The 14,770-nt window shown below is 53.9% G+C and carries 16 protein-coding genes; 5 read left to right on the top strand and 11 right to left on the bottom strand.

Features of this window, described 5'->3' with window-relative positions; translation table 11 throughout:
* Positions 1-44 precede the first annotated feature (44 nt).
* The 5 genes from AC0VXT_RS12540 to fabI all read right to left on the bottom strand — a co-directional run bounded on the left by AC0VXT_RS12540 (position 45) and on the right by fabI (position 4,614).
* Complete coding sequence (locus tag AC0VXT_RS12540; RefSeq protein ID WP_475545710.1) at positions 45-512, bottom strand: DUF2269 family protein; 468 nt, start codon at positions 510-512, stop codon at positions 45-47.
* Positions 513-584: 72 nt separating this feature from the next.
* Positions 585-1,190: a TetR/AcrR family transcriptional regulator gene (locus AC0VXT_RS12535; protein ID WP_475545709.1), complete on the bottom strand. Its 606-nt coding sequence runs from the start codon at positions 1,188-1,190 to the stop codon at positions 585-587.
* Positions 1,191-1,374: 184 nt separating this feature from the next.
* Complete coding sequence (locus AC0VXT_RS12530; RefSeq protein ID WP_475545708.1) at positions 1,375-2,514, bottom strand: hypothetical protein; 1,140 nt, start codon at positions 2,512-2,514, stop codon at positions 1,375-1,377.
* 68 nt (positions 2,515-2,582) lie between these two features.
* Positions 2,583-3,686 carry a chorismate synthase gene (gene aroC / locus AC0VXT_RS12525; RefSeq protein WP_475545707.1) on the bottom strand — a complete coding sequence of 368 codons (1,104 nt, stop codon included), beginning with the start codon at positions 3,684-3,686 and terminating at the stop codon, positions 2,583-2,585.
* Positions 3,687-3,783: 97 nt separating this feature from the next.
* A complete protein-coding gene (gene fabI, locus AC0VXT_RS12520) occupies positions 3,784-4,614 on the bottom strand; it encodes an enoyl-ACP reductase FabI (protein WP_022733419.1) in 831 nt (276 codons plus the stop codon).
* Positions 4,615-4,835: 221 nt separating this feature from the next.
* Here fabI and AC0VXT_RS12515 point away from each other — a divergent pair, with 221 nt between their 5' ends.
* On the top strand, positions 4,836-6,176 hold the full coding sequence (locus AC0VXT_RS12515) for a YihY family inner membrane protein (RefSeq protein WP_475545706.1): 1,341 nt from the start codon (positions 4,836-4,838) through the stop codon (positions 6,174-6,176).
* A 51-nt stretch (positions 6,177-6,227) separates the two neighbouring features.
* Here AC0VXT_RS12515 and AC0VXT_RS12510 read toward each other — a convergent pair whose 3' ends face one another.
* The 3 genes from AC0VXT_RS12510 to AC0VXT_RS12500 form a co-directional block, all read right to left on the bottom strand.
* Positions 6,228-7,574: a mechanosensitive ion channel family protein gene (locus AC0VXT_RS12510; protein ID WP_475545705.1), complete on the bottom strand. Its 1,347-nt coding sequence runs from the start codon at positions 7,572-7,574 to the stop codon at positions 6,228-6,230.
* 204 nt (positions 7,575-7,778) lie between these two features.
* Positions 7,779-8,720 carry a DnaJ C-terminal domain-containing protein gene (locus AC0VXT_RS12505; RefSeq protein ID WP_475545704.1) on the bottom strand — a complete coding sequence of 314 codons (942 nt, stop codon included), beginning with the start codon at positions 8,718-8,720 and terminating at the stop codon, positions 7,779-7,781.
* 361 nt (positions 8,721-9,081) lie between these two features.
* Entirely contained in the window at positions 9,082-9,573 is a 492-nt protein-coding gene (locus AC0VXT_RS12500; RefSeq protein WP_475545703.1) for an RT0821/Lpp0805 family surface protein, read from the bottom strand.
* 129 nt (positions 9,574-9,702) lie between these two features.
* On the opposite strand from AC0VXT_RS12500, the gene pdxH reads away from it, so the two are divergent.
* The gene (gene pdxH, locus AC0VXT_RS12495) at positions 9,703-10,323 is read left to right on the top strand and encodes a pyridoxamine 5'-phosphate oxidase (RefSeq protein WP_475545702.1); all 621 of its coding nucleotides are present in this window, start codon (positions 9,703-9,705) and stop codon (positions 10,321-10,323) included.
* 99 nt (positions 10,324-10,422) lie between these two features.
* On the opposite strand, the gene AC0VXT_RS12490 is transcribed toward pdxH, so the two are convergent.
* Complete coding sequence (locus AC0VXT_RS12490; protein WP_101303594.1) at positions 10,423-10,731, bottom strand: ArsR/SmtB family transcription factor; 309 nt, start codon at positions 10,729-10,731, stop codon at positions 10,423-10,425.
* A 343-nt stretch (positions 10,732-11,074) separates the two neighbouring features.
* Between AC0VXT_RS12490 and AC0VXT_RS12485 the strand changes: the two genes are divergently transcribed.
* Positions 11,075-11,932: a universal stress protein gene (locus tag AC0VXT_RS12485; protein WP_475545701.1), complete on the top strand. Its 858-nt coding sequence runs from the start codon at positions 11,075-11,077 to the stop codon at positions 11,930-11,932.
* A 214-nt stretch (positions 11,933-12,146) separates the two neighbouring features.
* Positions 12,147-12,359 carry a hypothetical protein gene (locus AC0VXT_RS12480; RefSeq protein WP_475545700.1) on the top strand — a complete coding sequence of 71 codons (213 nt, stop codon included), beginning with the start codon at positions 12,147-12,149 and terminating at the stop codon, positions 12,357-12,359.
* Between the two features lie 74 nt (positions 12,360-12,433).
* Here AC0VXT_RS12480 and AC0VXT_RS12475 read toward each other — a convergent pair whose 3' ends face one another.
* A complete protein-coding gene (locus tag AC0VXT_RS12475) occupies positions 12,434-13,129 on the bottom strand; it encodes an SOS response-associated peptidase (RefSeq protein WP_475545699.1) in 696 nt (231 codons plus the stop codon).
* Between the two features lie 214 nt (positions 13,130-13,343).
* Here AC0VXT_RS12475 and AC0VXT_RS12470 point away from each other — a divergent pair, with 214 nt between their 5' ends.
* Positions 13,344-14,087, top strand: a complete 744-nt coding sequence (locus tag AC0VXT_RS12470; RefSeq protein ID WP_101303600.1) for an SDR family NAD(P)-dependent oxidoreductase — start codon at positions 13,344-13,346, stop codon at positions 14,085-14,087.
* A gap of 108 nt (positions 14,088-14,195) precedes the next feature.
* Here AC0VXT_RS12470 and AC0VXT_RS12465 read toward each other — a convergent pair whose 3' ends face one another.
* A complete protein-coding gene (locus AC0VXT_RS12465; RefSeq protein ID WP_475545698.1) occupies positions 14,196-14,705 on the bottom strand; it encodes a GNAT family N-acetyltransferase in 510 nt (169 codons plus the stop codon).
* Between the last annotated feature and the right edge of the window lie 65 nt (positions 14,706-14,770).

The following is a 14,770-nucleotide window of genomic DNA, read 5'->3' as shown; positions in this document are numbered from 1 at the left end:
CGGTGGCGGCTTTGATGCTGCCCGTCACCGCGTTACGAACCCCATCATCTAAAAATCATGAAATACAGCGCGCCAAGTGGTAGGGCGGTGGCGATGAAGCCAACAAGGCCCCAGAGCTTGCGACATTTATCGTAAGCCGCAGGCATGACATCCTGCCCTTTCGCAACGGTTTGGGCCGCAATTCTGGACATATACAGCTGAAGGGGCAGTAACCCGACCAACCACAAAACAGCCGCCATGCCAAACAGACTGATGCCAATCGTCAAATGCGGCGCATCGGAAATGGCAATGCCGGTGGCATGAAACAGGCCGATCCCGCCGACGATGATCAGGGCGGCACCAAATGCGGTAAAGGCCAGATCGGTCATATTTACCAGACGGCAGGCGAAGGCGATCACGACAGGATTTCCGGTCTTGTCAGCCTGAGTTTTCCAAAGGGCGGAAACGATTATGTTGCCCATAAACAGGATAACACCCAAAAGGTGCACGAGCTTAACAATGGAATATTCCATGGTGTGTCCCAAGGTCAAAAATGTGTGCTGTAACCAGCAACATGAGCATTACGAGAATTTTGCGTTGCACGATCAGGCGGCGTCTGTACGGTTTAAATCCTCGGCCAATAATCCCAACACAAAATCATCAAGTTCGATGTCGGCGGGGGGCGCAATCATGCCATCAATCACCAGCATGGCGATGCCGTGCGCGCGGCTCCAGGCGGCAAGGGCGCGGTTATAGGCCGTCGCGGCCTCGGTCAGGGTCATTTCGGCCTTGCGGTCCACCGATGTCACCGCGCGTTGCAGTACATCAAAGGCATTGTCGGCTGCATCACGCAGTTCGGGATATTGATCCAGTGGCGGGCGTTCGCGGCCAAAGATCAGACGAAAATGTTGGGGGTGTTCGATGGCAAAGCCGACATAGGCCGCACCGAGTGCCATGATGCGATCTTCATGCGTGTCAATGCGCGCGGCGACATCTTCAAGCTTTTGCGCAAAGCGTTCAAAAGCCGAAATCGCCACTGCCGCCAAAATGCCATCCTTACCGTCAAAATGGCGATAGGGTGCGGCTTCCGACACACCGGTCATGCGGGCCAGACGGCGCAGGGAAAGCCCGGTCGGGCCTTCGTCAACCAGGATGTTCTCGGCTTTTTGCAGCAGGACATTGCGGACGTCACCGTGGTGGTATTTCCCCATAAGTTTGCATCTCTATTTTCTTATGTTAACTATGTTTACATTATCTTGAAAAATATCCCGATGCAAGGGTGGATTTTATGTTTCTCACCCGGCTTTCAAACAAAAGCGCCGCCCAAATGGGCGGCGCAGTGCGTTTAGGGGGAGGAGGATTGTTGTTAAAGCTGACGTCTCTTTTCGGCTGACGTCAGCTGTTTTCGGGCTTTGGTTCGGGTTGAGTTTCGCTTGATGCCGGTGGTGTGACCGGAGCTGTCGGTTGGGGCGATGGGGTGTTGGACGTGTTTGCTTCTGTGCTCGTGGTATCTGTTTGCGGCGCAGGAGACGGGGGTGTCTCTGTTGCGTGTTCTGTCGTTGCTTGTGCTGGATCAGACGCAGGTGCGCCTTGAGGTGCGTTGGCCGCGTCGGCGGATGGTGTTGGTTGCGGTGTTGGTGCCGGTGCTGGCGTGGCAGGTGCCGCTGGTGGCGTTGGGGAAGCGGCGGTTGGTGTGGAAGCATCGGGTGTGGATGCTGTCACGGCGCTGTCGGCATTCTTGGCGTCGGTCGATGTGTCTGACGGCGGTTGTGCATCGGACACAGGCGGTGTGACAGGTGCGACGTCAGTAGGTGTTGTCGGTGTCGATGGGGTTATGTCGCTGTTTTGTGGCGCGGCATCTTTGGGCGCAGTTTTGTCTTTGTCGTCTGACGCAGCCTCGGGTGTGTTCGCAGCCAGGTTGGCAGAGGGCGGGGTTGCCGGTTTTTCGTCTTTTGCCCGGTCCGGGCGGATCAGGAATTGATCGCCGAGCGTATCCTGTCCGATCAAAAGTGGCTGTTCGAGGCCGGCCATTTCCAAAAGTCCGATTTCAACATCACGGTTAATGCCGCGCAATTGCATACGTGTGCGAATGACGGGTGCGCGAACACTGGCGCTATTGGCGCTGGTTCTAATGTCGCGATAGCCAGCAATCGGCATGGAAAGCTGCCACGTGATCTTGCGCGCGGTAAGCCCGCTTGTCTTATCCGGGGGGCTATCAAGAGCAAGCGAGAACGAGACGGTCTCACTGGCTTGGTCCGCATCGTCATGAGCGGACGTGCTGTCCGAGCCAGCCTCGTGATCCGTGCTGGCAGGGCCAACAGAAAGATCATTCACAAACAGGCACGTTTGCGGCGCAGCGCCCAAGATCATCGAGGGCAGGGCGGAAATACCCCAGCGCGGCAAATCGACCGGTTCATCGGGATAAAGAACGGTGCGATTGCGCAAATTCGCATCCATACCCCCCGCAGCACGAGGCGCGCCTGATGCGTTGGAGGATGCAAGTGACATCAATGTTTTGAGCAAAATTGGGTTCATGCCACCTAGACGTGGCAAAAACCCGTTTGTGATCGGAAATCAGAACAGGGAAGCGTTCGGTCCTGACCTTAGCTTGGGAAATGCTTGTTGGCGTTCCAGCCATCGCATTGGCCGCGATGACGCAAAAGGTGATCGGCCAGAACGATGGCGGCCATGGCTTCGCCCACAGGCACACCGCGAATGCCGACACACGGATCATGGCGGCCCTTGGTGACGATATCGACTTCCTTGCCGTAAATATCGATGCTTTTGCGCGGCGTCAGGATCGAGCTGGTCGGTTTGACGGCAAAGCGAATGACAACATCCTGGCCTGATGAAATCCCACCCAAAATGCCACCGGCATGGTTGGAACCAAATACCGGCTTACCATCTTCGCCAAGGCGCATTTCATCGGCATTTTCAATGCCGGTCAGCTCGGCGGCTTCAAAGCCATTACCGATTTCAACGCCCTTGACCGCATTGATGGTCATCATTGCCTTGGCCAGATCGGCATCAAGTTTGTCATAGACCGGATCGCCGAGCCCAACGGGAACACCCGAACAGACAACTTCGATCACGGCCCCAACCGATGAGCCATCCTTGCGCAAGCCATCAAGGTATTCTTCAAATACTGGGACGGCGTCGGGGTCCGGGCAGAAGAACGGGTTGTTATCAACCTCGTCCCAGTCCCAATTATCGCGGTTGATTTCCTTGGTGCCCATTTTGACCAAGGCGGCCCGGATTTTAATATCATCGCCCAGGATTTTACGCGCAATCGCACCGGCAGCAACCCGCATGGCGGTTTCACGTGCCGATGAGCGCCCGCCACCACGATAATCGCGCGTGCCGTATTTTTCCCAATAGGTGTAATCGGCATGGCCGGGGCGGAACTGGTTTTTAATTTCGCCGTAATCCTTGGACCGCTGATCAACGTTTTCAATCAGAAGGCCGATCGGGGTGCCGGTGGTTTTGCCTTCGAACACCCCCGACAGGATTTTGACCTGATCAGGTTCGCGGCGCTGGGTGGTAAAGCGCGACTGACCGGGTTTGCGTTTTTCAAGGAAGTCCTGAATGTCGGTCTCGGTCAGGTCAAGCAGCGGTGGGACGCCATCAACAACGCAGCCAATGGCCGGGCCGTGGCTTTCGCCAAAGGTGGTGAAGCGAAAAAGCGTTCCAAAACTGTTGCCAGCCATAAGCCAAAATCCAGAATTCAAAGGGTACGGAAAAACGTATTAAAGTGACAAACGGGCCACCCCGAAAGGCGGCCCGTAAAATCATATCATGTTCAGATCAGGATTTCTGAACATTGATGTCAGGTGCATCGGCCTGTTTCATGCCCACGGTATGATAACCGCAATCGACGTGGTGGGTTTCACCCGTCACACCGGTTGACAGATCCGACAGGAAATAAAGCCCCGAACCACCAACATCATCAAGCGTCACATTGCGACGCATCGGTGAGTTAAACTCGTTCCATTTCAGGATATAGCGGAAATCGCCAATACCCGAAGCAGCAAGGGTTTTCATCGGACCTGCTGAAATGGCATTCACCCGGATGCGATCCGGGCCAAGGTCATTGGCAAGATACTTAACGCTGGCTTCAAGGGCAGCCTTGGCAACGCCCATCACGTTGTAATGCGGCATGACTTTTTCTGCCCCGTAATAGGACAGGGTCAAAAGCGATCCGCCGTCGGTCATCAGCTTTTCCGCGCGCTGAGCAACAGCGGTAAAGGAATAGACCGAAATGTTCATCGACATCGTGAAGTTTTCAAGCGAGGTGTCAACATAGCGACCGCGCAGTTCGTTCTTGTCGGAAAAACCGATGGCATGAACGACAAAGTCGAGTTTTCCCCATTTTTCCTTGAGCGTGTCAAAAACGGAATCGATGCTGGCCGCATCGGTCACGTCACATGGCAAGACGATGTCGCTGCCAACTGAGCTTGCCAAAGGACGGACACGTTTTTCCAGTGCTTCACCCTGATAGGTAAAAGCAACTTCAGCGCCAGCAGCAGCGGCAGCGCGTGCAATGCCCCAAGCAATGGATTTGTCGTTCGCGACGCCCATAATCAGGCCACGCTTACCGGCCATCAGGCCCGAGATATTATCGGTGGACAGGCTCATTTTTCCTCTCGTTCCCACGATCTCTCTCTGTCAGGTGGAGGCCCTTTAAATAAAGCCACGACCGGTACAGGAGCTATTGGTCATTGGGCGCATCCTACACAAAGCAAGGCCAAGGTCAATCTGGCCTGTTATAACGTGTGCGGGCACGCTATCCTGTTGATCAATTACAGTATAACCGGAAAATGCGTAGGGATAAGCGTTTAATGGTGGAAATTCAGAAATTGATCCAAGATCGAACAGCATTCTGGCGCTATGCGCTGATGCGGTTTGTTCATGATAAGTCGGTGCAGCGCGCGGCTGGCCTGTCTTATACGACTCTTTTGGCGATGGTTCCGTTTCTGGCTGTCGCGCTGACGGTGCTTTCGGCTTTTCCGGTATTTGATCAATTCAAAGATCAAATCATGAGCGTTGTTTTAAATAACTTCCTGCCAGAAACCGGTGAGCAGGTAACCGACTACCTTGGAAACTTCTTGCAAAACACCGGCCAGATGACCGCCGTTGGCACCATGGTGCTTGGTTTGACGGCGGTGATGTTACTCGGCGCGATTGAAGGGGCGATGAATGATGTCTTTCGCGTTACAAGCCCGCGCAAGTTGCTGTCGCGTCTTGTGGTGTTCTGGACGCTTCTGACGGTTGGGCCGATGTTGTTGGGGTTGAGCCTGTCGTTGGCGTCCTATCTGTTTGCCATGCGCTATATGGTCGGCGGTGATTTGATCGGCGGGCAACTTGGTCAGCTTACCTTAATCGCGCCGTTCCTGTTATCGGCAATCGCTTTTTCGTTGCTGTTCATTGGTATGCCCAACCGTTCAGTTGAAATTATTGATGGGTTTCTGGGCGGCCTTGTCGCGGCGGGATTGTTTGAGGCGCTTAAAAAAGGGTTCGGATTTTATGTTACCAATTTCCCGACCTATCAGACGATTTACGGCGCGGCTGCAATTGTGCCGATTTTTCTGTTGTGGATGTATCTGACGTGGATTGTGATCCTGCTGGGCGCACAGGTGGCCGCCGCACGGTCTGAATGGCGTGCAGCCCGAGCTGCGGGCCTTATTCCCGATCCGCGTGGGGCGGTGCCGGGCCACATGGAACGCATTATCGCGGTTCTGCGGGTGCTGGAATATCTGCAAAACGGTTTCCATAAGGCATCCAAACCGCCGACCTATCGCCGCATGATGCGTGAGGTCAAGCTTGGCGGGCGTGACTTGAACTGGGCATTGGCCGCCCTTCGGCGGGAAAAGCTGATTGATCGGTCCGAAAGTCATCGCTGGTTGTTATCTGGTAATTTATCGCGTCTGACATTGAACGATTTGATGAGCCGTCTGGGATTGTTTCTTGATTATGATCGGCTGCTGGTGGTTCAGTCGGATGGTGGCTGGCCCGGTAAAATGCGTGAGCGGCTTGTCGAGCTTGAAAAAACCAGAGGTTCGGTTCTGGATGTTGAAGTCGGTGCCTTGCTTGATACACCAAAGCCCGAAGACAAAGTCCCTGAGCAAATCAAGCCAAACCCGGATCATCCGCGGCAGGAAGAAATCAGTCAAAATGATATGGCCCAATCGGTGGATTAAGCCATGGCGGGAAATCGAAAGCCCTGTGAAGAATAGAAAATTCGGACAACGTTATGTGTCCGGATTTTCTGGATGGCCAGTGGATTCCATTTGAACCCGTATCGGTGCATCGCCGCTGCGCAGATGCAGATCGCGTTGCGGGAACGGGATTTCGATATCGTTTTCCTTAAAGGTATCCCAGACGTTGAGCAGAACTTCGCTGATGATGTTGCCGCGCCCATTTTGCGGGTCGGTGATCCAGAAGCGGATTTCAAGATCGACGGAATTGTCGCCAAAGCCACGCAACAATGTATTGGGGCCGGGGTTGTCTTGTACGCGCGCGCATTTTCCTGCGGCTTCGTTGCACAGTTTGATCGCGAAATGCGGATCACAGTTATAGGAAATGCCAACCGGGATTTTCAGGCGCAGCTTGACGTCGGTGTGGCTCCAGTTTTCGACCTGTGTTGTGATGAGGTCTTCGTTGGGGATCAGGAATTCTGTGCCGTCCCGGGTGCGAACGGCGGTGTAGCGTGCACCAAGGGACTGTATCCAGCCGAATGTTTCGCCAATGGCAATGACATCGCCGGGTTTGATCGACCGATCCAAAAGCAGGATCACGCCGCTGATCAGGTTGGCAACAATGCGTTGCAGACCAAGGCCAATGCCGACACCAACCGCACCGCCAAACACCGCAAGGGCGGTTAAATCAACGCCAATCGTTGACAGGGCAAACAGAACGGCAACGGACAGTAAAACAAGCTTAAGGAGTTTTGACATCAGCACCTGAACCGAGGGAGTCAGGCGGTGGACTTTTTTGATGCGTTGTTCAAACAGTCGCGATGAAAAGGATGCAACCCAAAGCAAAACTGCCAACGACAGGACAGCTTTTATAACGCCATAGACCGAAACGCGGAACGATCCGACTTGCATGGCAAGACTGTCGAGCGCTGCGATGGTTGGATCAAGCCAGCCAACGATGTTAAGGGCGGCCAGTCCCCACGCCACAGCCGCAATGGTGCGTGACCAGACCGGATCATTCACCACGGCGGCGGCCAGACGAATGACGATCCAAGCGTTGAGGAGGCTTGCAACGAGGCGCAGGATGTTATGGCGATATCCGGTTTGAACAGCAATGGCCTCAAGGACCCAGACCAATACAACCAGCAGCAGGGGAAACGCCAGGTCAGGCAGGACAGAAAACAGTCGTCTGAAACCGGCATAGTGCAGAAGCGGTTTCCAGTTTTGCAGCCGGGCAAGCAGGGAGGTCAATGTCGGGCGCAGCAAAAAGGCCGGCAGCATCGCCAGCAGGCAGGCGGCAATTTGTATGAGGATTGGGCCAAGAAGAATATTGGCCTGTACCCAGTCTATGGCTTGGTCAATCCAGAGCAGATATTGATCCGGGTTGGTAAACTGTTCCATTGTTGCCCTGATGTCTTCCTGATTTTCTGTTTTGGTTCTTAACGGCAAAACGCTTTAAATCATATGGTAGCACGAGAACGGATTTTCAGGCAGGGCGTTGCATTTAAAAGAAAATTGGAACTGTAACCTGCCACGGTGAGTGCGGGTGTTTTAGCAACTTTGGCAATAAAAAAGCCGACGAGAAGCCGGCTTTTGAGCGGGATGCTATCGGGTGCTGTAGGGGTGTTTTTCCGACCAGTCACGGATAAACTCGATCAATTCGTCATCGCGTTCATCGGGAAGTTTTACCGTCAGATGGACATATTGATCGCCGTGTTTGGTGTTGCGATCATAGGGTGCCCCCTTACCGCGCAGGCGCAGTTTGGTGCCGCTGTTGGCATTTGCAGGCAGTTTCATATTGACCTTGCCATTGACAGTCGGGACTTCGATGGACCCGCCAAGGACCGCCTCGGCCAGTGTGATCGCCAATTCACAATGCAGGTCATTGCCTTCGCGACGGAATGTTTTGTCGGGATGAACATGCAGCTTGATCAAGGCATCGCCTGCCTCACCACCATTCATGCCCGCCATGCCCTGACCTTTCAGGCGCAGGGTTTGTTCGTCTTCACTTCCCGGTGGGATGCGGACTTCAAGGCTTTTGCCGCTGGCAAGGTTGATCCGCTTGGTCGTGCCAATGATGGCCTCGGAAAAATCAAGGCTCAGCTCATAGGAGATGTTCGGGCCTTTGACCTTTTGCGGTTTGCGTTCGCCGCTAAAACCACCAAATCCGCCGCCACCGCGACCACCCCGACCGCCTTTGCCGAAAATTTCGTCAAAGATATCTTCGGGGTTCGAGCCGGAAAAGCCGAATGGGTCGTTCTGACCAAATCCACCGCCCGAACGCGAGTGACCACCCCCGCCACCGCGACCAAAAGGCCCGGTTTCGCGGCCGTCGGCATCAATCAAGCCGTTGTCGAATTTCTTGCGACGTTCAGGATCGCCAAGCAGGTGATAGGCGCTTGAAACTTTTTTAAAGCGTTCTTCAATCTTGGTATCGCCGGGATTGACGTCGGGATGGAGTTCGCGCGCCAGTTTGCGATAGACTTTTTTGATTTCGTCCTGAGTGGCGTTTTTTGCAACGCCGAGTATTTTGTAGGGATCCTGCATGAATTAACCGGTTGGATGAACAAAATGGGCGGTGGCACAATTTAAGTGCATGATGCGCGCAATCAGAACCATTTCGTCACGATTTCGTCGGGCACGTTTTATATCAAGCAAGGACAAGTCCAGTGAATGTAGCGGGGCCACGATCAAGGGCTTCGTCATATTGCTCTGCCGCGCTGTCTTTTGCCAAACGGCATGCCAAAACAAACAAAATGGCGCTGATTGCGCGCTCCGTACTCTAGCCCGTCTTGGCGAAAACAAGAAAGGCTATTTATTGCTGTGTCCGGATATAAAAAAAGCGGTGCAGATCGCAAGGATCACACCGCCTTTTTTGAAAATCTGGTTTCAGATCAGACGGGTCTGATCAATTCACGACCTGCCAGCTGCCATCAGGTTTGCGGCACGCTGTGCCATAGGCGGTTTCTTCCTGCCCACCAATCATGACGGTCTGCTGGTATTCGCGGCAATACTCCTGCGTTTCTGGTTTCTGATAGGTCCGTGTTGGTGTCACGGTGCCCTGAACGCCGGTATCTGGGTTCTGCCAACTTGATGTTTTGCCTGTTGGCGCGCTTTCAAGGGTTTTCTGCGTGCTTTGGGCCATGATTGCGCGGTCTGCGTTATCAAGTGAACGCCCGACTTCGCTGCCAAGAAACGCGCCAGCCATGGTGCCAAGTGCAACCCCGACCAACTGGCCGCTGCCTTTGCCAAACTGTGCGCCAGCAACCGCGCCGCCAACCGCACCCAGCAAGGTGCCAGCGGTTTGTTTCTGGCCCTGATCCTGAGCACAGCCTGCGATGAAGGCGGTCATGATCAATGGTATGACGATATGACGGAATTTCATGTTGTTTCTGCCCATCTTGTTTTTCCTGTCCCAACCGATATGCTCTGAATATACGAACGATGATCCTGTGTTGCCACCCCGTGTTCGTCATCGGCTGTCACTTAAGCCAGCCGATTTTGGATAATCAGAGGAACTTTGACCCCAATGGACGAAAAAAATACGCCAAAAATGGGGCATGAACCCCATGTCGCCCCGTTTGAGATGTTTGACGACTGGTTCAAAGACGCCAAAAGCACCGAAGATGCCTATCCTGACGCGATGACATTGGCCACCGCGGACAAGGATGGCCGTCCATCAGCGCGGATCGTTCTGCTTAAGGGGTTTGATGATCGCGGCTTTGTCTTTTACACCAACTATGAAAGCCGCAAGGGCAGCCAGCTTGCGCAAAACAGCTATGCGGCATTGTGCTTTCATTGGAAAACAGTTGAAAAATGCGTGCGAATCGAAGGTAAGGTCGCCAAGGTCGATGGCGCTGAATCCGATGAGTATTTCGCATCGCGCCCACGTGGCAGCCAGCTTGGCGCCTGGGCTTCGATACAGTCACGCCCCATGACCGGTCGGTTTGATCTGGAAAAACGGGTGGCGGAATTTACCGCCAAGTTTGGTTTGGGCAAGGTCGCACGCCCGGATCACTGGGGTGGTTTCCGCCTTGTGCCTGACCGGATTGAATTCTGGGCCGAGGGAAAATTCCGTCTGCATGATCGCAAATTGTTTACCCGTGATGCCGATGATGCGGGCTGGAACACCCAAAAGCTGTTCCCGTAAGGATTTGGCTTTATGCCCTGAACGATAGAACGCGCAAAAGAGTTGATCTTTTGCGCGTTTTTGATTGGGCGGCCTGTTTTCCCGGTCCGGTTCGTCTGACTATTTGGTCTGTTCGGGCGGGCAGAATGTTTCCTGCAAGACGGCAATGATTTTCATGATGTTCTGATCTGCCAGCGAATAATAAATCGTCTGGGCTTCGCGCCGGGTTTTAACCAACCTGTCGCGCCGCAATCGTGCGAGATGCTGTGACAGGGCGGATTGTTTAATGCCCAGTTCATTCTCAAGCGTGCCAACCGATTTTTCGGCATCGCCAAGGGAACAAAGAATCATCAGCCGCCATTCATTGCCCAGCGTTTTGAGAAATTCTGCTGCTTCGCGTGCATTTTGATGAAGCGCTTCGTAATCCATCCGCCAGCAAACCCATTTCCAAATTACATACCAATCTACATCTACGGTCTGACCTTGGTTGGTATCGGTCGGGGTCAGCGTATTTTCGGTCTTGTCGTCAAACAGCCATCGTAATCGGAGCCATAAATGATACAATACACCTTGTAAGCTATTCTATCGGGCAGGTTTACGAAAAGCTGATCTTGTTTCTATACAGCGTTGAAAGAACAATTACAGCCGCAATATTTTTGATCTTGAACAAGGAATAGAGTGATCAAAAGTAGCAACATAATGGCGATCCTGCGTGATGATGATCGATCAGACGCGGGCACTGTTCACAAGATGACAGGCGGGAGTGAGTGCAATGGCAATAAGAACAATTCTGGCGCCAGTAGCCGGTTCGGAAATTGATCGCCGTGTGATGGATATGGCGTTCCGTACTGCAAAGCGGTTCGACGCGCATCTTGAGGCGCTTTTTGTCGCCGCCGAACCACAGGATGCCATTCCGATTGTTGGCGAAGGCATGTCGGGCCTGATCATTGAAGAAATGATCCGGGCGGCGGAAACCGAAACAGGAAAACGCGAAGCCAACGGCAAGGCTGCGTTTGAGGCCGCTGTCGCCACGGCAGGCATCGAGATAGCAGAGGCGCCGACGACCCAGTCCAAAGCAACCTGTGCGTGGCGCAAGGACAATGGCCGTGAAGATGAAACCGTTGCGCGCCGGGGCCGCCTGTTTGATCTGGTTGTGGTGGGGCGTGATCCCAAAGAAGCTTCTGCGTCGCTGACCTTTGATGCCGCATTGATGGAAACCGGGCGTCCGATCCTTGTCGCCCCGCTGGATCCACCTGCGACGATTGGTGAAAAGGTTATGATCGCGTGGAACGGCGGGGTCGAAGCCGCGCGTGCCGTGACGTCGGCCATGCCGCTTTTGCGCACGGCAAAGACCGTCACAATCGTCAGTGTCGGGGATGTTCCGTATGGCCGGGCCAGTGCCAGAGAATTGGCGGAACAATTCCGCTGGCACGGAGTCGAGGCGGGCGTTGTTGAACATACCGAAGGCGGAAATGTCGCTAATACCTTGATTTTGGAAGCAGAAAAATGCGCCGCTGATTGCATCGTGCTTGGTGCCTATAGCCATTCACGATTTAAGGAAATGATCCTTGGCGGTGTGACGCAAGATATGCTGGCAAAATGTACGTTGCCACTTTGGATCATGCACTGAGTGTTCCGCTGACCGGGCGTCATCATAACCATATGATTTCGCGAAATTAAATTACCTATTCTTTTGAATGGGTCAGAAAGGCGCATTTTGGTGCGCCTTTTTTTGTTGCATCCGCGAAGAAATAGAGGGAGGGTTACGGAAATCTTACAAAGACGGAACCCCGAAAAACGAGGCGTTCCGCATTGAGGAAGAAACGTCTGCTAGGGGAATTGCGATGTTATCACTTCGCGACATCATTGATTTTGCAGCCATGTCCGACGATTTGGCTGACGAATTAAACAGTCTTAAAATTGGTTTGCCCGATCTTGGTGCTGCGGTCGTTGGCCAAGGTGGTGGTGGCGACAATTCCGTTCGCAGCTGCGAAGCAGCACCCTGTGCGGCCAACAAATGTGACGGCAAGTATGCAGGCGACGCGGGTGCGCGGTGATAGTGATATATGCCCCAACCTGATGCTTCTTCTGGTGCCGACAGCTTTCCTGTGCTGACAGCAGGTCCATTTTCCTATTTTGAGAACAGACTGATTTGATCTTCATCGCGTTTGGTTTTTTGCGCGGTGGGTGGTTCTTCGTGCCATGACAAGACATGGTCAGGAAGCGGGGCCAGCATATGGGCAACCTGTGTGAAGTTTTCTGTCGGATCAAGCCACGCATCGAGGTGGTTTGGTCCGATCACCACGGGCATGCGATCATGGATATGGGCAATCACATCCGATGGTGCGCAGGTGATGATGGTTGCTTCTGATCCGTTTTCCAGTCCGGCAAATAGGAACGGTTGATGATCGGGAAGCGTGATCTGATTTTTACGCTTGGCCGTGCCGTCTTTGCGCCATTCATACCAACTTGTGGCCGGGATCAGACACCGCCGGGCAAGCAGGGGGCGAAATGTGGGTTTCTGGTCGAGCGTTTCGGCCCGCGCATTGATCAGTGGCGTGTTCAGGCCCGGAACCGTTAGCCCCCAGTGGCGGATTGCGGCTTTGCGTTCGGGCAGGATGACGGCAATCGGATCGGTCGGGCGGCGTGTGCCGGTCAGGCCTTCAAACGCGGCATCAAGATCGTTCTGGTTTTCGGCGGTTTGATGGGCAAGCTGCGCGTCGTCAAACCCGTTGTGCAAAATGTTGCGCCGGATGTCTTCCATCTCCAGTCCCAGTTGTGCCTGAAGGGCGTGGACGTTGCTGCTAAGATCAAATCGGCTGCACATGTATTTGCCTACACTGGTTCGGTCATCAGGATAATAGCTGCCGGGGGCTTTGCCAAATCCTGCGATGCGTACTACCTAAAACGAGGCCATGATCCAAGGCCGACAGAAATTTTACCGAAAACAGGGCATTTCCTTCAATGGTTTGACGGGGGATGTTATAACAATGCGATCACATGCAGTCACGCATGCGCACGCCACATAAAGAGCCCGAATAATGAATAACCCAGCCCCGAAAACAGTCGTTCTGACAGGTGCCAGTCGTGGGATCGGTCACGTGACGGTTGGTTATTTTGCCCGGCGTGGTTGGCGGGTGATTTGCTGTTCACGTGAAGCACCGCCACCCAGTTGTCCGCGTGACCCGTCACTTGGCATTCATATCCGTGCTGATCTTTCCAAACCCGAAGACGTGGAGTCTTTCATCGCACAGGCCAATGAGGTGCTGGGCGATGATCCGCTGCATGCCTTGGTCAATAATGCCGGGGTCTCGCCCAAGACGCCCTATAAGGAACGGCTTGGCTGTTTGAACGGCGATATTGATGCGTGGCGCGATGTGTTTGAACTTAATTTCTTCACCCCACTGACGCTCGCACGCGGGTTTGCATCGGCCTTGCATCGTGGCAAGGGGGCGATTTGCAACATCACATCGATTGCCGGGCACTATGTGCATCCGTTTGCCGGATCGGCCTATTCCACATCAAAGGCAGCCCTTTCCGGGCTGACGCGTGAAATGGCGGTGGAGTTTGCCGAACTGGGCGTGCGGGTCAATGCTGTTGCCCCCGGCGAGATCAAAACCGACATGATTTCCCCGGAGTATGAAGCACTGGTGCCACGTATCCCGATGAACCGAATGGGCACCCCTGAAGACGTGGCGGCCGCGGTGCATTATCTGGTCGGGGAAGACAGCAGTTATGTTACCGGCACGGAAATCTTTGTCACCGGCGGGCAGCATCTTTATTAATTGCTGATCGCTGCGTTCGGAGCGATTGTTGGTGATGAGGCCGTGTTTCTGAGGCGATATGCTTGAAAGACCAAAGGTAGCCAAGCTTGGCTGCCTTATGCGTTCTGGCTAAAGCATGTTGCATTTAATGTGAAAGGCCGGGTCGTAATCAACTTTTCCAGCCGGGATTTCATCGATCAGCGGGCGGGCCATGAAGTATTCATCAGGCACACCTTCAAGCTTGAGATCGGGCAGGGGCGCAAAGCCAAACCGGCTGTAATAGTTTGGCTCCCCCAGAACAACACACCCGGCGGCATCATCGGCACGCAAATGACGGATGCCGCTTTGGATCAGTTCGGACCCAACGCCAAACCCTTGACGGTCGGGCAGAACGGCAACCGGGCCAAGCCCGTACCATCCACATTCCAGGTTATTGATTTTAATCGGGGAAAAGGCAATGCAGCCAATGAGCTCGTCATCTTGTTGAGCAATCAGTGAAAGGGTGAGTTTCCCTTTTTCACGCAGGGCATCAACAATAAGGTGTTCTGTCTGCTGGCTATGGGGTGCTGTTTCAAATGCACCTGCCAGAAGCGCGTGAATCGCCGCGATGTCATGTTCGGTTTCTTCACGAATAAGCATTTTCGTCCCTGCCTGTGACGTAGGGTCTGCTTCCTGCGGACCGTCACCCACGACTATAACGGGAA

The sequence above is a fragment of the Thalassospira sp. Z349TD_5 genome, assembly GCF_056173045.1.
Note: the sequence above shows the minus strand (reverse complement) of the source record. Positions and strands in the feature narration are given on the sequence as shown.